Below are 21072 nucleotides of genomic sequence, written 5' to 3'. Positions count from 1 at the left end.
TCAGTGGGTTATTTTAAGGTTAATCAAATATAGGATACTATTGGGCTTCGGGGGACATATACTCAGGGAATATCTCTATAAATACTCATTCTGGCGGATACGGCCGGGAACAGGCACCGGAGAGGGAAATTCCGGTGCCTGTTCCCATATCTTACCGTGCTGTGTAAATTATTTCTGCAATACCATTACTTCATTCATAATGAACGTACTCCCTTTATCTGTGACGATGTTATAAACAGGTTGTAACCCGCCGGCAGATTCGGTTTTGTTGATGACAGTATAAGTACGGAAGGCTTTTGTTTTGTCGTCCATACATAATAACTCATCACCCGTTGCTACTTCACCGATCGTTTTTTTACCACTTACTGTTTGCACAGGATGATTAGGGGTCGCCTTTAATATTTTCCCTGAGAGAGTTACGGTATGGGCCGTTAAATTATCTGTTTGCGTAGCATTCATCACCAGTAATTGTGTAATGGCATAATTCTTTGGCGTGTGTACAGTCAGCTCTTTCACAGTAACGATATCAGGTTGGTGTGTCTCCGCATCCAGACTGGAGATTTTATCGCCAATGACAATATTGCGCAGCTCTTTTTGAGAACCATCAGCCAGTGTTACTAACTGATCTCCCGGGAAACAGATATCGGTTCCATAGGTGCCTGATTCTCCTTTTACATCTTTCCCGCCATTCATAGATTTGTACAACTGAAAGCTGAACTCTTTGGATAATACATAAGAGAGCTTCAGTACGAAGTTCCTTTCTTCTTTATCTATAGCATGGATATCTTCAAAATACTTATTCCAGATTTCCGGATTAGTATTGAAGATGGGCATTACAGCGCTGTATAATTTGCCTTTTTCATTGGTGTAAAAAATCATAGTACCAATATCCAGCATACTGTCTTTTGCCACCAGGCGATAAAGATCTATGCGTTTTTTGAGTCCGTCATCACCGGTAATGATATAAGGCTTACGCATTTCATAACGGTCAAGGACATAGGCATTATTGAACTTGACATAAGTATCGTTGTCGAGATCTTTTACAGTAAAGGTTTTACACTTGTCGTATTCTTCCGCCCGCATAGGACGTGTTTGTGCCGATAGCTGACAAGTGATGAGGAGCAAAAAGGGAAGGATATATATTCTCATGATAATTCTTTAAAAGCGGTAGCAAATGCTTGCATTTCATCCATACGGCCGATACTGATACGGCACCATTCTTCATTGTTTAGTTTCCAGTGACGCAACCCTACTCCACGTTTCATCATTTCATCTGTGAACCGTGTACCGTCCATTTTCAGCGGGAACATAACGAAGTTGGTGCTGGAAGGGATATAGGTATATCCTTCGGCCTTTAAGGTATCGTACAGGTATTGTTTGCTGGCAGCGGTTTTCTGCTGGGTTGCCTGCATGTAGGCAGTATCCTGATAGCTGGCAGCAGCAGCAGCAACGGAAGGCGCCGATAAAAGGAATAAACCGGAATCAGCGTAATTGCCGAGTAAGGCGATCATTTCCGGTTGAGCGATTACGTAACCAATACGCATGCCAGCCAGTCCATATATCTTAGAGAAGGTACGTGCTACGATTATATTCTGTCCGCTTTTTACACTGCTGATCAATGTAGAGGATTTCGGATCAGGGAGATAGTCGATATATGCTTCATCTACAAAAACGGTAACCTTTTTGGATACCCTTTCGCAGAATGATTTCAGTTTGTCCGTGTCTACGATAGTGCCGGTAGGGTTATTAGGATTGCAGATATACACGAGTTTGGTATCTGCATTGATCGCCTTTTCCATAGCGTCCAGATCGTGTTTATAGTCTTTGGTAAGGGGAACTTTGATCCACTTTGCACCAACATTTTCGCATCGTGTCGGGAGGTCCTCATAAGTAGGATCAGCCGTTATCACGTTCCCGCCTTTTGAACATAATGCCAACGCTGTGCCTAACAACAGGGGAGAAGAACCGGCGCCTGTCACCAGCATTTTACTGTCAATCCCTTCATAGGCACAGATCTTTGCTTCCAGGTCCTGTACCTGGTTGAGCTGGTATTGATAGCTGGTGCTCAGGCTGTCTATCATCGCCTGTTTGGCTTTGGCAGAGGGCCCGAAAGGATTCTCGTTGGCAAATAATCTGGCTTTCAGGTCTGTAGGCATGGGTAATGCCATTTCACGGAGCCTGTGTTGTATAGGAGCAGGTATTGGCGCTGCCGGTAGACGGCTGAGTACCGGAGGAAGCATTGTAAGTAGTGCGGTGTTCTTTAACCAGTTACGTCTGTTCATAGCGGTGTAGTTTTTGGTATGTGTTGTTCTGTTGTACGGCCATGCAAATCAGCTACTGTTCTTCTGGCGGATTCAAAAGCGCCGGCCATCCAGGCATTTAAGTAAGTAGTATGTTCTCCGGCAAAGTATACCTGTTTATCAGGCTGTAGCAGGCTTTTGTAGAGCGTTTGCCGGGTAGCGCTGGTGTATAATCCCCAGCCACCCATGCTGTATTTTGTTTTGTGCCAGCTGACAGAGAACGACTTTTCAAATTCCTGTTTGTATTGCGGATGTATCAGGCTGCCTTTTTCCAGTGCGAGTTGTTCCCGTTGCTGGTGAGTAAGGTTGCCTGTATGTCTGGCTTTATCGTTGAAATTGTAGTATCCCAGTAAGATGCCCTTTTTGCCGAGGTAGTCGTAGGAAGGGTAGAAGATCTGAGTCAGTTCATTGTTGGTATGTGTAATACCACCGTAAATCTGTTCATCTTCTTCCCAGAAACGTCTTTTAAACTGTAATCCTATTTTGCCTGTGGCGATATAGGGGATATAATCGATGGCCCTGCTTACGTCTGATGAGAAATTATGCTGAACGTTGCTTAGTACAGGCAAAGGTAAGGTACATATGCAGAGGTCCGCCAATAATTCTTTTTCTGCCCCTTTCTCCTTGTAGGTGATTTTCACCCCTTGTTCCTGGTTGTAAATGGCGGTTACTTCACAGTTGAAATGGATATTCTGTACTTTTTGAGATAAAGCCTGCGCTATTTTATCCATCCCCCCGATAGCCTGGAACATGGTCATCTGCAGTTCGTAGGTATATTCTGCCACATTGTAGAAGTCGGGATCAGCGAGCCCGGAGGAGATAATATCAGCCAGTTTGTGCGGGTCTGCTATCTTACCTGGTTTATCTCCGGCACCGGGAGATTCTATATATCCTCTTCTGTCAGATGCTTTGTAGAGTTTATCTATATCGAGTCCGCCTTCGGCACGAAGGTATTCGAGTATCTTCTGAGTATCTTCTTTGGTGAGGGCGGTATCCAATGATTGCTGATCTATGGCCTTAGCGAGTAATTCAGTGGTATATCCCCGCATGTCATTATGTATTTCCCTGGCACGGACTTTTTTATTGGATAGCGGTCCTTTCCCCTCGCTGAAATAATAAGTTGCTTCATTCACATTGTTATATACCTGTATGGGGACGTTCAGTTCCCGGCAATAATGTAGTGTCAGCTCGTGGTGGTGAGGAATACGGGAAGGGCCTGCATTGAAGTATTGCCCTTCGTCGAAGGTGGCGGTTTGTGTGGGGATGTCTGTTTCGTGTTGTTCAGCCCCTTTTCGTATGCTCCAGCAGCGGCCTCCGGCCCTGTTTCTGGCTTCCAGGATGGTACATTGATACCCTAACTTGCTTAGTTCGTAAGCAGATGTAAGTCCTGCGAGACCAGCGCCCAGGATAACGATGTGTTTGCCTTTGCCGCTTCCTTTAAGATCGAAAGCATGGGCAGGGGATTCTTTTAGCATGCCCAGTGCCAGCATGGCGGGGTATGCAGCAGCAATCTTACCGGTTTGGGTTAAGAAATCTCTCCTCGAAATAGACATTGGTTGATGTTTAAATACTTCCTTTTAACAAAGTAGGAATTATTGGGGATTGTTGTGCAGGAAATTTGTTGAACGGTTATTTGTAACTTCCCACCATGAAAATGAGTAAATATCTGCAGCAGGGGAAGTCTGAAAATTACCAGGATGCTGAGGATAAGAAGTTGCTGAAGGCAGGAGAGGTCGCTGCGTTATTGACAAAGAAGTTCAAGATGAAGATCACTGCGCTGGAATTATCTCCTTTTGCAACAGAATGGCATCATGGCGGAGTATTTAAAAGCGCTACCGGGCAATCTTTAAAAGGAAAAAGAGTATTTTTTTTCAAACCCGCTGATGTAGAGAAGGTATCGCTGGAACAGATATTACGTAACAGGGAGAAAGCAGCTGCACCTAAACCACCCCCGGATAATAGTATAGTACAGGGCTGGTATGTACAGTTCTTTAAAATGACAGATCCGGTGAGCCGCCGTGTATATTCAAAGCCATTTGTAGGTATTTATAAGGGACCGAAATCCAAAGCACCTAAAGGGTTTCATGTACTGGGAGATGAAGCATTTGCAGTAGCGGAGAAACAGAGAGGACGAGAGTTGAAACCGGGAGAAGAATGTAAGTTTTAAAAGCGGGAACTGTGAGGTTCCCGCTTTTTTATATTATTCTTTTACCAATCGTAATGTAGCATCATTTACTTTAATAAAATACACCCCACTTGCCAATCCATTCACATCAAATGTCAACTGGTTATTCCCTTCAGGGAAGGATTTATCTACCAGTGTTTTTACCAGCAGTCCATTTGAATTAAATACCCGGATGATCACCCTCTCTTGTTGTTTGTTGTAGAAAACAATGGATGAAAGGCCGGATGTCGGATTGGGGTATACATTGCTTAATACAGGCACAAAGTCATGTGTAGCAGCCACGCGTGATGATGAACTGCAAGCACCTGCTGTGGGTGTTGTACCCGTTACTTCCATCCAGTCTATATTGGCGAATTCTTTTGCTTCGGTTGTTTCTATTCGTACGATATTGTTACCTGCTGCCAGGGTGGCTGTTATCGCACCGGTGGTTGTCCAGGCTGTCCAGGAAGAAGTGACAGGGAAAGATACGCTGCTATTAACCGCGCTGCCATTCACTAATAGACGGGCGATAGTAGATACGGTGCTGCCTCCGTTAGCATATCTCCATACAAAGGAATAAGTACCTGCTGCAGGAACGTTTACTGTATAGTTTACCCCTTTAGAGGCTGAATTAGAAAGGTTGATGTAGTAACCGCCATCTGCACCCGTGTAAGAGTTCTGACGACTGCCATCCGCTCCGCAGTAGCCGCTGGTGGTGGTGGCAGCATCATCGATACGCAGCGTATTGCCTCCTCCTGTAGAAGTAGCGGTAAAGGTAGCCGTTACGGAAGTGTTGGCGGTGATGGTAACGGTAGTGCTGGCAGATGTGCCACTGGCGCCGCCGCTCCAGCTGGTAAATGTATAACCGCTGGCAGGAGTAGCCGTTAAGGTAACTACAGTGCCGGAAGTATAAGAAGAGGCAGAAGGACTGGCAGTGATGGTACCACCAGCAGAGGGAGAGGCTGTTAAGCTAAGCGTATATGTACCGGGATTGGTAGTAGTGCTGCCGGATTCACGGGCGCCAAGGTCTGGTGCAGAACCATTGTAAGTAATACCCGTAGCAGTAACACCTGCATTGATCATATCACTGCCGGTGGCCAGTGCGAGGAAGTTTCCCAGGTTAGGAGTTCCATCGCTGTTCTTTGTTACACTGGCGGTTAAAGAGACGAAGTCCGCACTGCTCACTACCAGGCTGCCGCTGTTAGTGCTGACATTGTTCTTCCACCATACATTGGAAGTACCCACATCTGTACCGTTGGATTTGTCGCTGGAACCGGCATTGAAAGATAAATTGTTTTTAAATGTAGCTGTACTGCCTGTCCTGAAATTAAAATTGGATTCTGCATTGTTGTAACTGGTATTGTTCGTGACTTCTATATTACCAGGATTATCATTATCAGTAAAACCATGATGTCCGTTTCCGAAAGCGACACAACGGCGTACAATATGATTCACGGCAATACCGGAACCACCTAATTTAAAACCGTTTTTATCACCACTACCGGAAGTAGTACCAGAGCTTAACACGCCGTTATTATAAGATACACAGTTTTCCAGAGTCACCGGACCAATAGGCCCTGTTTCTGTTTTGGCATAGAAATCCCAGCCATCGTCAATATTATTATGAGAAATACATCCGCGGAAAATATTTCCTGTACCACAAGTGAGTTTCGCAGCAAAACCATCTGCATTTTCATTGCCAGGGTCCTGATTATCGAAGGCCTCACAGTTGAGCACGAGGTTGTTGGATGGCCACTGACTAATGGCGGTGTTCGTTGTTTTGTAGCGGCTCAACTGAAGACCACTATCATGATTTTTGCTGAAAATACATTTCTCAATGGTGTTGTTGTTACCGGATAACAGCATACCATTGTCACCGGCAGATGAAATGGTAATACCTGTAAAATGCCAGTAGTCGCCATCCAGTACTACACCACGGTTGGCATCCGCGACAGCCTGTGAAGAGAAATCGATGACAGGTACTTCAGTACCATATGCTATCACGTTTTTGTTGGCAGATGAAGTACCATTGTTCGTATCTGCAATAACGATAGAAGTAGAATAACTATATGTACCTCCACGCATATAGATAGTACCACCTGCCGTTACGGTAGCTAACGCATTGTCCAGTGTAGTAGGTGCGCTGATAGAAGTACCGGAGTTGGAAGATGAACCGCCGGGGGAAACATACAATGTTTGGGCTTGGGTTATACCTCCAATGGCAAGGCATAACATTGTGAGTAAATGCTTTTTCATAACGGATATTTTTATTTGAAATTACAGGATTTGACACGCCATCAGCGCGGATTGTACGGAATTATTTACGCAATCGTTCCCGATTTAATTTGGACAAATACATAGTTATATGCAAATTGCAGCATGACTTCCTTTCCCGTTTCGAGTTCCATTTTGTCCGCTACCCATCTGGCTACGTTTGTGCAATCCCGGTACAACCTGAGTATAAATACTACCTGTAGTTTATTAAAGGCAGGCGTGAATCATAGTTACCTGATCACTGATGGTGATACTAAATTCGTCCTTCGTGTTTATACTTTAAACTGGCGCTCTGTAACAGAGATAGAAGAAGAAATAAAACTGCTGGATAACCTGAAGCAGCATGGGATACCGGTTTCTTATCCAGTTCAGGATACAGATGATAATTATATACAGGAACTGACTGCGCCTGAAGGTAAAAGGTATGGCGTATTGTTCTCGTATGCACCAGGAAGAAAGTCATTATCTTATTCTACAGATATTCATTACAGGGTAGGCGTGGCAATGGCTAAAATGCACCTGGTAAACCACAACCAAAATATAAACAGGGTAACTTATAATGCAGCTATCATGCTGGAAGAGGCAGTCGTCCGCATACAACCCTTCATCGATAATAGTGCGGATGAATTTGTATTCCTCGAAAAAGTAAAGCGTTATCTGGTAACACAGTTGGATGAATTGAGTACTAGTACACTCAGGAGAGGGATCGTTCACCTGGATATATGGTATGATAATATGCATTTCGATAATAATGGTGATATTACCATTTTTGATTTCGATTTCTGTGGAAACGGATGGTTATGCCTGGATATCGGCTATTATGTTATGCAACTGCATAAAATAGAGAAAGAGGAAACCGAATATCAGCTTAAGTTAAAGAGTTTCCTGGACGGATATGAGAGTATTACTCCCATCAGTGAAGCCGAAAGGAACGCAATACCTGTACTTGGGTTGTCCGTATTTATCTTTTTCCTGGGTATACAATGTAACAGGTATGAAAATTGGAGTAATACATTCCTGAATGAGATCCATGTCAAACTGTTTATTAATCTTTTAATCAGGAGGTGGTATAATTATCATCAACTGCCCGAGGGAAATTGATACTTTTACGATAGTAATGAAGTAAATCCTATGAACAAATGCCTGATTGTATTGGTATTCTTTGCATTATCCTGTAATGATCCGGAAGAAAGAAACAGGCATCAGCCAACAAAAGTAGCAGTCCAGGCCAAAGCGGACACAGGTTTAATGACGATGCCAGCTCCTCCTCAACTGACGGAAAAAATTCCCGATACATTACGTATTGAAGGTGATTTTAACGGAGATCACCAGGTAGATGTGGCGTATGCTGTATTGTACAGAGGCGATAAATACATCGTCCGTTTTTCTTCAGATAGTATCAGGCCACTCCCTGTCTCGGAAGGAAGGATCAGACTGGTAAATGAACACGATCTGAATAATGACGGAAGGGATGATCTGACAATCTTCCAGGAATCAAGGCATAGATGTTCCTATAATGTAAGCACCTGGTCTTATATGAGAGGGCGATGGAGACGCATTACAAAAACATGGGTATTACCTTATTTCTGTGATTATATCAGTGATGAAGAATTGCAGGACAGGATCGTCCTGGAAGATGGCACTCTCTATTATTACGAAGCTGATGTAAAAGATGAAAACTTCTCTCTTGTGAAAAAAGAAATGTACCTGAGATAATTATTTATTCCTGCCGGTTTCCCCGGGATATAAATGATGTACAGGATCACTTTGCCAGAACTCCTTTGAATCAATATCCAGCGCAGATACCCTCCCGTGAAAAGCAGCCCCGGTATCCACATTCCATACGTTACAGGCATTCATCGGTATTTCTATCCCGTAATTGGTGGTAGGAGTATGACCGATATAGATCTCCTTAAATAATAATAATCTCTTCGGATAAATACGCTCATCCATTCTGATCTGTTTATCCATTGCAATCGCCATTTCCCAGAGCGTCCTGTCCCAGTAAAAGGTGATCTGGAAGCGTTCCCTTGCCGGTCCGCTCATGGAAGTAAAACCAGCATGCACGAAGAGGCGTTGTTCCTCATCAATATGATAATATTTCATACGATTGAGAAAGTCGATATGCTGTGCTTTTTGTTCGGAAGTATGGTCGCAGTAGCTGTTCACGGTTTCCTGTCCGCCATTGGCCAGCCAGGTCGGGTCGGGTGTTTCTCCCATCAGCCAGGATTCACACCAGGCATCATGATTCCCTTTGATGAAAATACAGGACTGATATTCCTGCAGTTCTATGAGAAAGTCTATCAGTTGCGCTGATTCTGACCATCCATCTACATAATCACCCAGAAAGATCAGTGTATCGTCTGATTGCAATTGTATCCTTTCAATCACCTGTTTCACTGCTCTCATTGCACCATGCATATCACCAATTACTAAAGTCCGGGCCATTTATACATCTATTTTGGCCTGCAAGTTAATAATCAACTTGTCAATACTAGTCTTTTTTGCTAAAAGATTCAGCCATTCTGCCGGAATGGTCTCCCATCCGTAGAGCAGACCTGCGATTCCGCCGGTCACAGCAGCTGTGGTGTCCGTATCATCGCCTAAGTTGACGGCAGAGAGCACAGCTGATTGATAATCATTGGTTTTCAGCAGGCACCAGATGGCAGCCTCCAGGGTATGGACAACATAACCTGTGGACTTGATATCATTAATATGAAGACCAGGGATATCGCCGGACAGGACCCTGCTGAAAGCTTCTTTTTCATCGGCCAGGAAGTCATTAGCCGTTTTACACATCTCCGTATAAGCAGTTTGTTTGTCTTTGCCCTGTAATATATTCAACGCCATTTCCAGGTATAAGAAGCAGGCAACGATGGAACGGCTGTGCCTGTGTGTAAGAGATGATACCTCGCCGATGATATTGAAACGGTCTGCGACAGATAGATCTTTTATATAAAAGAGGAGTGGTAAGATGCGCATCAATGAGCCGTTACCGTTACTCCATTCGCCATCACCACCAGCCAGCACCGGAGAGATGCCATCCTGTAAGCGGTTAATGGCATGAGAAGTTGCAATGCCAATGTCAAATACTTCGCCGCGTGGCGTCCAGTACCCATAATTCCTCCAGTTGATGAAACGGTTCGCCAGATTGGTGAGATCATATTCACCGCATAACATTTCCGCCAGGCAGAAAGTCAGTGAGCTATCATCTGACCATGTACCCGGAGGCTGGTTATGGGTGCCATAACCCTGCATACCTGTGATGGGGCGCAATGCGATTTCCCCCCTTGAAAGAAATTCTACCGGTACACCTAATGCATCGCCGGTAGCAATACCATAGAGTATATCTTTTATATAGTTCCGCATCAGTCAATGTATTTAGAAGGCACGTTGTCTGTCAGCCATACGCCATTGTCAGAGAGATAGAACAGGAACCCGTCCCTATGCATTTGTCCGCTTCTGATATTCAAAATCACCGGTGATCCGCGACGGCTTCCTACTTTCACGGCTGTTTCCCTATCATGACTAAGATGCAGATGCTGGCGGCTCATCTTCTGTAACCCTTCTTTTTTAATGCCATCCAGGAACCTGGCAACAGTGCCATGGAAAAGGAATTCAGGAGGTTGCTGTGGTAGCAGATCAAGATTGATATCAACAGAATGACCCTGGCTGGCCCTTATTTTAGTATGGTCGGCATTAAAAGCAAAACGTTGTTTATCGTTCGTTTCCACCACCTCTTCCAGTTCTTCTGCAGTAAATGGTTGTTTGTGTTGTGCTGCTTTTGAGAGCAGTTCATCTACATCTGCCCATCCGTTTTTATCTAATTGTAAGTTGATGGTTTCAGGAGCGTGTCGTAATATCAGGCTTAAAAATTTGCTGATCGTTTTGTTGTTCATTATTAATTGATGTTGAGCTGGAAAGCATTTTTCGGCAGCTTCTTGTTAAACTTGTAGAGATCGGGATGGCGGTTTTGCAATCCTTCTCTTTTTTTACCTGTGTTAATAATATATTGTGCATCCAGGATTTTCCTTCTGAAGTTGCGCCTGTCGATAGTCGTATCGAGGATGCATTCATATAGTTCATGCAATTCGGGCATGGTAAAGAGATCGTCCAGTAATTCAAATCCTACGGGGAAGTAGAGGATCTTGGAACGTAATCTTTGCAGTGCCTGCGTAAAGATTTCCTGATGATCGAATCCCAGTTCGGGCATCTGATGTATGTCGAACCATTGTACGTCATTTGCCATACTACCTGCTGTGATGGCAAAGTTTTTAGGATTGATGAGCGCATAATGTGCGATGGCGATCACCCTTCCGCGTGGATCCCGTTCCGGTTCATCAAATGAGTACAGTTGTTCCAGGTACACATTGTCCATCCCTAACTTTGTTTTTAGTACCCTGGAGCAGGTATCTTTAAAACGTTCGTCCATTTGAAGGAAGGCGCCCGGTAATGTCCAGGTATCTTTAAACGGCATTTCATTCCTGTTTAGCAGCAATACGGATAATGTACGTTGCTGATAACCAAACACTACAAGGTCAATTGCAAGTGAAGGATTCTGGTAACTATGGAATGGTTTCATGCTTCTTTGCGTTGATTTGACACAAAGTTAAGGTGTATTATTGAAATTGTAATGCTACTAGCTGAAATATTGTTTGGAACTGCGGTACCCTTGCAGCAGATTAATATATCTTCGTCGTACATTAAAAAACACGGCCTTTCATCATCCAATTAATTGAGTAACCACATTTGTTAATCCTATCACCTGCTAAACGTAAAACCCATCAAGATGAAAAAGAAAAAATTTCCATTACTGGCATTAGCTATTATCCTGGCAGCCGGAGGCGCACTGGCAAACTCGTTAACGAAAAATCACCTGGAAGAAACACAGTATTATAAGTCGGGCACCAGCTATTACCCTGCGGGTATAGAAGGGTACGATTATGAATGTGCTTTCGACCATTTTGGTACCTGCACTTATTACTTTGATGCTGCTACTGGCACTTATAAATCCAGTAAAGGCGGAAAGATCCTGTTCATTAGATAATATATAAAGCTGATGAGCTGCATCTCAGCCGGTGTGGCTCATCTCTTTAATCACGTATTAATACCTGGCCAAATCAGGTGTTTATGCATGTGATGGGACGAAGGAATTAATTGAATTTTGTTCAACAAAAATTTAATTGTTCAATTTCAAACCCCAAAAAGATGCGTAAACATTTCATGTTAGCGGGTGTGGCAGGTATTGCTGCACTATCGCTCTTCTCATGTTCCAAAGATCAAAAAACGGTTGATAAGTCTTTACCGTTGTCTCAAACCCAAACTGCTGCTGGTGCAAGAACTGCCGGCAGTGATGAACTGGATGTTATCCTGAAAGACCTTACACCGGATACATATCTGCTTAGTTTTGATGGATTGCCAGCCAACAACTACATTACCAAATCGGTTTACGGAACATTGTCCGACGAAACACAGTTTGGTGGCCCACGTTATCCCAGCCCGATTCCAGCGTTGTACAAAATTGGCTACACTACCATTCCGTTTAACAAGATCTGGATAAAGACCTGCCCTACCATGATCCCCCTCACGGACATTGCTGCCCGTGCTGCGGAACTGATCAAAAAAGCAGACAGCAAAACATTTGCTGACCTGGCAGTGACAGAAGTCGGAGAGAACCAGCAACTGCTGGCTACCAAAACTTTCCTGACTACCGCCAGTGGTTTACAACCTGATGCCATAGACAAATACCTGGCAGGTTTTGATCTTGCAAAATTCCGTCTTACACTACCCGCCGGTACTACGCTGCCTGCCTTTACCCGTGGATTCTACGGTATCGGAGACATTACCAAAGTACCTGATGCAGGTGCACGTACTACCGCTTACGTTGGTCTCAGATGGAAAGATATCCTCAGCAAGCGTTTCCCAAACCTGATCGGTTGTTTTGATCCATTAGTACTGACAGATATCCGTGCTAATTTCTCCCGTCTTGACAAAAGCTTTGCCAGGATGACCATTGAAGAAGTTGCCGGTGGCGCTATTATAGGATTTTAATTATCCATTGAACTTCCCTGTTTTCTCAGGGAAGTTCAATTCAATCTTTTTTTATGAAACGTATCTGTTGGATAAGCCTTGCTGCTTTTCACCTGCTGATAGCGGGCTTACATGCTGCTCATTTGAAGGAATGGTATGGCGGTAAAAACTGGTTAAGCGCTTATGCGGATTTTACCGGTGCAGGAAATATCTTCAGCTTTTTCGCGCCGCATATAGGGAATGAAATAGGGGTTGTATACACTATTGCAGATAGTAAATCACATCAGCAGGTAACCCGGCTGGAAGGAGCTAATACCGAATGTAACCGCCGTATTCAGACAGTGTATAATTTTTTCAGCATTGATGAAGCACAGTCACTGCTGGCAAAAAGCTGTGCTTCTTATATCATGCGCCAATACCCTGAAGGGGAAATGGTCCGAGTGACCGTCATCAGTAAACAAATCCCGGATATGCGTTCCTTCCGGCAGGGAGCGAGCCCTAAATGGGAACCTTTTTTAGTTAAGAATTATAAAAAGTTATGAAACCTACTTCTTCCGGACCACTGGTGTTTTTCAGGATTGCAGTTGCTTCCCTCGGACTGATACAGGGATTGTGGCTGGCTGGTAATATCTCTTTACTGTACGGTGCAGACGGACTTGTTCCCTGGTCGCTTAGTAAAGAGATCGTATCGCCTTATATGCCACAACTCTCCTGGTTACAGCCTTTGGCAACCGCCACTGGCACTGGTCCTGATACCTGGGTATATATGCTCATGGGAGTATATATGCTCGGGTTATTGGGATTATTGTTTGGCAAATACACCCGGGTGTGCGCTATTGTCGCCTGGGCGTTACAGTTCATGTTTATCAATACAGGCTTTATGGCCGCGTATGGGGTGGAGACCTTTATGCATATAGCGCTCTTCTATTGTATCATTATGCCGGTGACCGGTATTAAAACCAATGACTGGAATACGCTGGCCATCCGTGTGTTACAGCTACACCTTTGCCTGGTATATTTCGCTTCGGGGGTAGAGAAGGCGATGGGAGCACAGTGGTGGAATGGGGAAGCTATCTGGCAAACCCTGATGCAGGGACAGTTTGCCCGGTTTGATATGCACTGGATGGCAGAATACCCGCTTTTAGCCAAATGCATTGGCTGGAGTACACTGATCATTGAAATAGGATATCCTTTATATATCTGGTGGCCCCGTTCCCGTCCGTATGGTTACCTGGCAGTAGTATTATTGCATGTAAGTATTGCCATTTTCATGGGACTTCAATTGTTTGCTGCCATCATGATCATTTTCAATACAGCTGCTTTTGGCTGGCCATATGTACGTCATGCGTATGTGGTACTTGTAAGCCCTTTAAGGGAAAAACGAAGACTGCGCAGGGCCGGAGCCATTGCTACGCAGGCATTCTGGAATATGGAATAACTCAGTTTCTGAGCCCTGCTATCAGGTTGATCGCTAATGCCACTACAAAAGTATTGAGCCCGAAAGCCAGTAAACCATGAAATAGTACCGCCCTGCGTATTTTGCGGGAGCTGATTTCCACGTCAGACACCTGGAAGGTCATGCCTACGACAAAGGCGAAGTAGGCAAAGTCGATATAATCCGGGCAATTCTCTTTAGGGAATTCCAGTCCCCCGGCATGTTTGTTCCCATCATCTTCATCATCGTCATAATACATATGAGCATAGTGCATGGTGTACATCGTATGCACCATGGCCCATGAAAATAAGATCCCCGCTACAGCTACCGGAATATACAGGAACATACTGGCTTCGCTGGATTCTTTAGATAACATCAGCAGTAATACGAGGAGCATACTGAAGAAACACGCCAGCAGGATGAATACGAAGACAAAAAGACGGCTGCCATCATCCTGTCTGGCATACTGCCTGATGTCTGTTACGCTACGGGTAACAAAGACGATCCAGCAGGTAGTAATGAAAGTGAGTGCAAACACATCCCATAAAAGCATGATGCGTATCAAAGGGGTAATGGGAAGATTTCTGATCAATACAAATACCAGGGCGGTTAAGCCAAGGCTGATCAGACTACGGTTGAGGGGGTGAAGCAACATGAGTTTGTTCCCGCGCATGGACAGATTTTCTGTTAAATTACTGCATTCATACTAAAATTCTACCTTTGCCCCATGAAGTTCGAGCAGTATCACATATCCCCGGAGATCAAAAGAAGTTTGGAAGAGCTGGGTTTTAAGCGTCCTACTGATATCCAGTTCAAGGCGATCCCCAGTATCATGAAGGGGGACGATGTACTGGCTATAGCCCAGACAGGCACCGGTAAGACGGCGGCTTTTGCCATTCCCGTCCTGGATATGCTGCAGAAACGGCATCCGAAGAAAACGAAAGGAGAAGTACGTTGTGTGGTGATGGTACCTACCAGGGAACTGGCCATACAGATCGCAGAAGTATTTGAGAAAATAGGGAAATATACAAAACTCAATATCCTGGGCTTACATGGAGGGGTAGATCAGGCCCCTCAGCTAAAGAAGTTGGCGCAGGGAGTAGATGTGCTGATCGCTACACCCGGTCGTATGTTCGACCTTATCAGTCAGGGTTTTATAGACCTTAGCCAGGTAGCGGTGCTGATCCTGGATGAAGCGGACCATATGCTGGACCTTGGCTTTATCCGCGATATCAGGGATGTGATGAAACATTTACCCCGTAAACATCAGACGTTGTTCTTCTCTGCTACTATCGACAAAGACATTAAAGACCTTGCCTATTCCGTAGTATATAACCCTATCCGTATCCAGATCTCCCCACAGGACCCTGTATCTAAAAACGTACAGCATGCGGTTGCCTATGTGGGAATGGATGATAAACGTTTCTTCCTGGAACGCCTGGTTAAGGAATTCCCTGAAAGTAAGATCCTCGTATTTGTACGTACGAAAGTACGGGCGGAAAGAGTGTTTGCGGCGATGGAACGTGTGGGTATCCGGACCTTGACCATGCATGGCGGGAAAGAACAGGATAACCGTTTACAGGTAATGGACGAGTTTAAAAAAGGAGAAGTGAAAGTGTTGGTGACCACCGATGTGAATGCACGTGGTATCGATATTCCGGATGTAGATTATGTAGTGAACTATGACCTACCCGATGTACCTGAGAACTACGTACACAGAGTAGGCCGTACGGGGCGTGGGGTGAAAAAGGGGCAGGCCGTGTCTTTTTGCAGTGATGAGGAAAAGCCGGTGCTGGATGCTATCCAGACATATTTAGGGAAAGAGGTTACGGTGATGAAGATTGATAAGAACGATTACCGGGAAACGATCAGTTTCTCCGAAGATATTCCAAACGATAACTGGCAGCTGTTGCTAGATGAGCATAATAAAGCGGAAGCACAGTTTGCCAAAAAGAAGAAAAAGAAGAAATAGGATGTTGATTACGAATGAAGAGGAACTGAATGGGATGAAGAAGATAAGTGAAGCAGTAGCGCTTACACTGAAAGAAATGCGTAACTACGCAAAACCGGGTATGACGGCTAAACAGCTGGATGATTTCGGGGGAGAGGTGCTTCAACAATTAGGGGCCAGATCTGCACCCAGACTCACATATAATTTCCCGGGCTGGACCTGCATCAGCATTAATAATGAAATTGCGCATGGTATTCCCTCTGAGAAGAAAATATTGCAGGAAGGAACCCTGTTGAATATTGATGTATCAGCAGAACTCGGTGGGTTCTGGTCTGATAATGGAGGATCTTTTGTGCTGGGAGAGGATTTACATCATCACCAGAAGCTGGTGGATACTTCCAAACGTATTTTACAGAAAGCGATACATCATATTAAAGGAGATGTACGTATTTCAGATATCGGCAAACTCATTGAAACAGAGGCGAGGAAATCCGGGTATAAAGTGATCCGTAATCTTACCGGACATGGAGTAGGACGTAGTTTACATGAGGACCCGCATGAAATTGCGAATTACTGGGATCGTTTTAACCGCTCTAAATTCCGTAAAAATGGAGTAGTGGCCATAGAAACGTTCATTTCTACACTATCTACCATTGCCAATACGCAACCTGATGGCTGGACGCTGATAGGCAATAAAGGCGGTTATGCTGCTCAGCACGAGCATACAATTATTGTTACGGATGGAGAGCCGGTCATTCTGACTGAAATGAATGGTATCTGGGAGTAAAATTTTATCCTTTTAACGGCGTATTAACTGATTTTTATTTGTAAAGTCTTACCATTGCCTTCTGATTGAATTTTTAGTCTATATAGCAGTAGCCGGGCACTCATGTCTGGCTTTTTTGTTTTTATACTAATTCCTTGGCTTTGTCATAGTTTTCCACGGTCTTTAAAAGTATATCTGCAAGCTTAAAGATGTCATCCAGTGTTGCAATGTTATGTTTAATTTCCTTTTTCTGTTCGTCAAATGTTCCAAGGCATTTTTTAGCACCATCGAGATAAAGCCGGCAGATCGTTTTACGATTATTATTATCAAGAAGAACTGCAAAATATGATTGCGCATCCCTGTGAGATACTCTGGTAGCATTGATTTTTTGTCGCAGGATAGTTTTTACAATCAGGAAGGCCTCTAATTCTTCCTCAGTAGTTACAATTTTGGTTTCTTCAGTTTTTGATTGGTCTGTTACTGCTTGAGCAGCCTCTTGCTCTTTGGTTACTTCGTCCTCTTTAGTCAGGGCCGTTTTCAACCGGTCGGTAATAAGATCATTTATATTTTGTTGAATAGACTTCTTAGTTAAGTTGGTGAACTGTTCTAATATCTTAGCTGTAATAACACTGGGATATACTTGTCTGGCAAAGTGTTTGACGAAATCGGGGCTGGGATTATTGAATTCTGAAGTGAGTAATAGCCTGAGTTCATTTGTGTATTTTAATTCACTTGCAGTATTTACAATGTTGTTGAAGTTATAATAAGTTTTGTGAAACTTTTTAAGTTCTTCTATCTGGTTATCTTTTATATCTGTGATGTTGAAGGTAAAAAATGGCTTTTCATCCATTTTGTTTGGCTCTACCAGGTCTGTATAAAAACGATATTCAATGCCATTGGTCAGGATAGAGAATTTTGCTTTCGTTGTATGGAAGTATCTGAAAAGTTGAGATGCGTTATGAACGTTTAATGGAGCTGCATGATGTTTACATTCTATCAAAATAATTGGTTGTCCATTCTCCATAATAGCATAATCAATTTTCTCTCCTTGTTTCATACCGATATCTGCGACCAGTTCAGGAGTTACTTCAAGTGGGTTAAAAACATCGTATCCCAATTCTTTGATAAAGGGCATTATAAAGGCATTCTTAGTGGCTTCTTCCGTATTTACCTGGTCTTTAAGCTTGATAACACGGTCGCCAAGTTGTTTGATAAGATCTTTAAAGTCCATAGTTTATAGTTTATTATTATAAGTGGGGTTGATGTTTTTAATGTGTATTAGGGATCTTGCTGATATCATGTGATGGGATAACATTTAAGGATTAAATATGTTCGACTAGTTTGAAGAAAATTGGAATCTCATTCTTTATCAGGTAAATATAACCTTTAATAGTGATATTTTACATCCCTCTTCTTAATACCTGTACATCGCAATCATAATATTCTTCCACTTCCTTCACCATCTCCTGTGCATTTCTATATCCCGTTGCTTCTGCAATCATAGACAGGGTAAATGACTTTTGCATCATGCGGTTATAGATCATCATCATCCGGTTCATTTTGATAAATGGAGTGATGCCCATACTGAAATACTGACGGAAGCCATGTGCCAGTCTTGCCCCATGCATATTAAACATATTGGCGAGTTCCGCTACGCTATGAGCGAGATGAGGATGTTCCACCAGGTAAGAGAATATGTTGTTGAACAGTTTAGCACTCGTTGCATTGGATAAAAGCAGGGGCTCCGGATTGGCGGCATCCTGTTGCGCGAAATTGAGGAAGAGGTCTACACAGCAGCGGTACAGATAGCAATGCGCCTGTTCTTCGATATACTTGCAGGTGAGGATGTTCTGGATAAGCATGTTACAAACGGCATTGATCTTATAAGGCCGTTGATTGATGATCCCACTGACATTTTCCAGGTGTTTGTTAGTAAGGTAATAGAGGGGAGGGTAACGTTGTACCAGTTGTTTTAATGCTCCCGGCAGGATATTGATATGGAACGACAGGATCTTTTTGCCCGCTGGCATGGGGACCTTGTGCATTTCAGCGTAGAGATTAAAGAGGTTACATTCCATTTCGTCCAGTATGAAGTCGTCTGTCTGGAAGGATGTCCGCAGGCTGTCTTCATACATAAAATGCAGCGCCCAGAGATGGAAAGGAGAATAAGGGCAAAGCACGATATCTTTCCTGGTAAAGATATCGTGCAGCCAGAGGGAAAAGGGGCCAAGGGGTATATGTTGCGACAGAATGTCGTAATCAACATCCTGTTCATAGTAAAGACCTGCATAAGGGATTACCAGGTGCAGGTATTCGGGGGAAACATGTGTAGCAGGCAGGTAGTCCTGGGCGAACCGGTCTACCAAAAGAAGTTTATTTTCGTCGTGTAATTGCGGGTACATAATTTAATACTGTTTGTGACTTTCACTTTCACGGAACGGCCTGTTTCAGGTTACTGCACAACCAGAGTATACGATCCGAACAATGCTTTGTCGTTGTCTCTGGTTTGGGAATAGTTAAACAATGAAAATCAGTTAAATAATAACATTATGTTGGTAAATTACCAGCATTTGCTATCTACAAACTAAAGCTAGGAAATTGATAAAAGACGTTCGTTAATGATTCGTTAACGAGTAAAAAAATATTGTGGTAACTTTATTTACAGCCAGACACATAAATATGCGAATCCATTTAAAAGACAGGCAGCGGTACGTATTTATTGCGGGAATCACAATGTTAATACAGTTCCTCTTATTTAAATACCTGTACCCATTCCCCAATTTCATGCAGGATTCATATAACTATCTGCGTAGTACCTATACTAACGCGGATGCAAATATGTGGCCTGTAGGATATGCAAAGCTGGTCCGTTTTGTCGGTTTCTTCTCGCATTCAGATACCCTGCTGGTATTCGTACAGTATCTATGCTACCATTGCTGCGCCCTGTATTTCTTCTTTACTATCCTGGACCTTACCCCTTCCGGTAAATGGGCTAAAGCGACCATCTTCGCGTTCTTATTCTTAAATCCTGCAATTCTATACTTAAGCAATTATATCACCAGTGATGTCTATTTTATCAGTATCAGTCTGGTCTGGATCTCCCAGCTTTTCAAATTGATATACAAGCCAGGGAGATTGCTACTGCTGGCACATTTGCTGGTGCTGTTACTGGCTTTTACGGTGCGTTACCATGCACTGATCTATCCGGTGATCAGTATTACAGTGATCGTATTCTGCGGGGTGTCAGTCAGGACTAAACTGGCCAGTATCATAGCTATTATCACTTTGATAAGTGGTTTCATCTATTATACAACAGGGCAGACCGGCAAAGTAATGGGTACCCGGCAATTCTCCGCATTCAGTGGATGGCAGATGGCCAGTAATGCCGTATATGCCTATGCGCATATGCCGGTAAGGCCGGTCATTACAGTACCGTCTGCGTTTGCCGCTGTGCATCAGCGGGTGACCATATACCTGGATTCCCTGCAACATATTCCCATGGCTTTCCGGCCGGACAGGCCACTAATGGCTTTTTACCTGTGGGATCCCGGTTCTCCTTTACAGCCGGTTCCCGGTGCAGCGCATATAGCGGATAACAAAGTACATCTGGAGAGGATGGCTGCAGTATCTCCGCTGTATAATAAATATGGGAAGTACCTCATCAACCAATATCCTTTGCAATATATCCGGTATTATATATGGCCTAATATGCTGCAGTATGCGAACCCTCCTGCAGAGAATATGTCGGTCTATAATGATGGCGCTGATAGTGTGTGGTCAATAGCGCAAACATGGTTCCGGTATAAAACGGATAAAGTATACACGGTATCTGATAAAAGTGAAATGCGATTGTTTGATTATTATTCTGCATTCATGGTATTTATCATCATCCTGTTTACAGGTGTATGGATCGCATATTTACTGATAGGCGGAAGGAAATTTACGGCTCCGGCTTTCAGGCAGGCTTTTAGAATGACTACTTTTTACTGGATCGTACATTTTGGGTTTAGTGTATTGGCATCCCCGGTTGTACTGCGATATCAGTTATTCAATATGATATTAGGTGTTACATTTTCAATATTGTTAGTGGATATGTACCTGAAGCGGGCGAGGCTCGGTTAATATCCTTAATTTGATTAAATTGCGATACCC

General features: G+C 43.6%; 21 protein-coding genes. 10 read left to right on the top strand and 11 right to left on the bottom strand.

Features of this window, described 5'->3' with window-relative positions; all coding sequences use genetic code 11:
- Positions 1–168: 168 nt before the first annotated feature.
- From GO495_RS29205 to GO495_RS29195, 3 genes are read right to left on the bottom strand one after another with little or no spacing between them, the layout of a single operon-like run.
- Positions 169–1149, bottom strand: a complete 981-nt coding sequence (locus GO495_RS29205) for a hypothetical protein (protein WP_157303490.1) — start codon at positions 1147–1149, stop codon at positions 169–171.
- The gene (locus tag GO495_RS29200; protein WP_157303489.1) at positions 1146–2282 is read right to left on the bottom strand and encodes a pyridoxal phosphate-dependent aminotransferase; all 1137 of its coding nucleotides are present in this window, start codon (positions 2280–2282) and stop codon (positions 1146–1148) included. The genes GO495_RS29205 and GO495_RS29200 overlap by 4 nt, the downstream gene beginning before the upstream one ends.
- Positions 2279–3853 carry a flavin monoamine oxidase family protein gene (locus tag GO495_RS29195; RefSeq protein WP_157303488.1) on the bottom strand — a complete coding sequence of 525 codons (1575 nt, stop codon included), beginning with the start codon at positions 3851–3853 and terminating at the stop codon, positions 2279–2281. Before GO495_RS29195 ends, GO495_RS29200 begins: the two co-directional genes overlap by 4 nt.
- Positions 3854–3948: 95 nt before the next feature.
- Between GO495_RS29195 and GO495_RS29190 the strand changes: the two genes are divergently transcribed.
- A complete protein-coding gene (locus tag GO495_RS29190; protein ID WP_157303487.1) occupies positions 3949–4467 on the top strand; it encodes a hypothetical protein in 519 nt (172 codons plus the stop codon).
- Between the two features lie 33 nt (positions 4468–4500).
- Here GO495_RS29190 and GO495_RS29185 read toward each other — a convergent pair whose 3' ends face one another.
- Positions 4501–6720 (bottom strand): InlB B-repeat-containing protein, encoded by a 2220-nt coding sequence (locus tag GO495_RS29185; protein WP_157303486.1) that lies wholly within the window; start codon positions 6718–6720, stop codon positions 4501–4503.
- 123 nt (positions 6721–6843) lie between these two features.
- On the opposite strand from GO495_RS29185, the gene GO495_RS29180 reads away from it, so the two are divergent.
- Complete coding sequence (locus tag GO495_RS29180; RefSeq protein WP_157303485.1) at positions 6844–7839, top strand: phosphotransferase enzyme family protein; 996 nt, start codon at positions 6844–6846, stop codon at positions 7837–7839.
- A 30-nt stretch (positions 7840–7869) separates the two neighbouring features.
- Complete coding sequence (locus tag GO495_RS29175; protein WP_157303484.1) at positions 7870–8454, top strand: hypothetical protein; 585 nt, start codon at positions 7870–7872, stop codon at positions 8452–8454.
- Here the strand turns inward: GO495_RS29175 and GO495_RS29170 are convergent, their stop codons facing one another.
- Genes GO495_RS29170 through GO495_RS29155 form a run of 4 tightly spaced genes read right to left on the bottom strand, consistent with a single transcriptional unit; the run spans position 8455 to position 11320 of the window.
- Positions 8455–9186 (bottom strand): metallophosphoesterase, encoded by a 732-nt coding sequence (locus tag GO495_RS29170; protein WP_157303483.1) that lies wholly within the window; start codon positions 9184–9186, stop codon positions 8455–8457.
- Positions 9187–10107: an ADP-ribosylglycohydrolase family protein gene (locus tag GO495_RS29165; RefSeq protein ID WP_157303482.1), complete on the bottom strand. Its 921-nt coding sequence runs from the start codon at positions 10105–10107 to the stop codon at positions 9187–9189.
- A complete protein-coding gene (locus GO495_RS29160) occupies positions 10107–10637 on the bottom strand; it encodes an RNA 2'-phosphotransferase (protein ID WP_157303481.1) in 531 nt (176 codons plus the stop codon). Before GO495_RS29160 ends, GO495_RS29165 begins: the two co-directional genes overlap by 1 nt.
- Positions 10638–10639: 2 nt before the next feature.
- Positions 10640–11320: an NUDIX hydrolase gene (locus GO495_RS29155; RefSeq protein WP_157303480.1), complete on the bottom strand. Its 681-nt coding sequence runs from the start codon at positions 11318–11320 to the stop codon at positions 10640–10642.
- Between the two features lie 207 nt (positions 11321–11527).
- Between GO495_RS29155 and GO495_RS29150 the strand changes: the two genes are divergently transcribed.
- The 4 genes from GO495_RS29150 (at position 11528) to GO495_RS29135 (ending at position 14206) form a co-directional block, all read left to right on the top strand.
- The gene (locus GO495_RS29150) at positions 11528–11785 is read left to right on the top strand and encodes a DUF6520 family protein (RefSeq protein WP_157303479.1); all 258 of its coding nucleotides are present in this window, start codon (positions 11528–11530) and stop codon (positions 11783–11785) included.
- Positions 11786–11946: 161 nt separating this feature from the next.
- Positions 11947–12789: a hypothetical protein gene (locus tag GO495_RS29145; protein ID WP_157303478.1), complete on the top strand. Its 843-nt coding sequence runs from the start codon at positions 11947–11949 to the stop codon at positions 12787–12789.
- 53 nt (positions 12790–12842) lie between these two features.
- The gene (locus GO495_RS29140; protein ID WP_157303477.1) at positions 12843–13310 is read left to right on the top strand and encodes a hypothetical protein; all 468 of its coding nucleotides are present in this window, start codon (positions 12843–12845) and stop codon (positions 13308–13310) included.
- On the top strand, positions 13307–14206 hold the full coding sequence (locus tag GO495_RS29135; protein WP_157303476.1) for a hypothetical protein: 900 nt from the start codon (positions 13307–13309) through the stop codon (positions 14204–14206). The genes GO495_RS29140 and GO495_RS29135 overlap by 4 nt, the downstream gene beginning before the upstream one ends.
- Before the next feature lies 1 nt (position 14207).
- On the opposite strand, the gene GO495_RS29130 is transcribed toward GO495_RS29135, so the two are convergent.
- Positions 14208–14876 (bottom strand): DUF1345 domain-containing protein, encoded by a 669-nt coding sequence (locus tag GO495_RS29130; RefSeq protein WP_157303475.1) that lies wholly within the window; start codon positions 14874–14876, stop codon positions 14208–14210.
- A 54-nt stretch (positions 14877–14930) separates the two neighbouring features.
- On the opposite strand from GO495_RS29130, the gene GO495_RS29125 reads away from it, so the two are divergent.
- Positions 14931–16175, top strand: a complete 1245-nt coding sequence (locus GO495_RS29125; protein WP_157303474.1) for a DEAD/DEAH box helicase — start codon at positions 14931–14933, stop codon at positions 16173–16175.
- Between the two features lies 1 nt (position 16176).
- Positions 16177–16941: a type I methionyl aminopeptidase gene (map, locus tag GO495_RS29120; protein ID WP_157303473.1), complete on the top strand. Its 765-nt coding sequence runs from the start codon at positions 16177–16179 to the stop codon at positions 16939–16941.
- A 121-nt stretch (positions 16942–17062) separates the two neighbouring features.
- On the opposite strand, the gene GO495_RS29115 is transcribed toward map, so the two are convergent.
- Positions 17063–18151, bottom strand: a complete 1089-nt coding sequence (locus GO495_RS29115) for a type I restriction endonuclease (protein WP_157303472.1) — start codon at positions 18149–18151, stop codon at positions 17063–17065.
- Between the two features lie 169 nt (positions 18152–18320).
- Positions 18321–19322, bottom strand: coding sequence for a helix-turn-helix domain-containing protein (locus GO495_RS29110; protein WP_157303471.1), 1002 nt, complete (start codon positions 19320–19322; stop codon positions 18321–18323).
- 277 nt (positions 19323–19599) lie between these two features.
- On the opposite strand from GO495_RS29110, the gene GO495_RS29105 reads away from it, so the two are divergent.
- Positions 19600–21042, top strand: a complete 1443-nt coding sequence (locus GO495_RS29105) for a hypothetical protein (protein ID WP_157303470.1) — start codon at positions 19600–19602, stop codon at positions 21040–21042.
- The last annotated feature ends 30 nt before the right edge of the window (positions 21043–21072 follow it).

This window comes from Chitinophaga oryziterrae (assembly GCF_009758125.1).
Lineage (GTDB): Bacteria > Bacteroidota > Bacteroidia > Chitinophagales > Chitinophagaceae > Chitinophaga > Chitinophaga oryziterrae.
The sequence above is the reverse complement of the archived record's forward strand: the minus strand, read 5'-3'. Positions and strand labels throughout refer to the sequence as shown.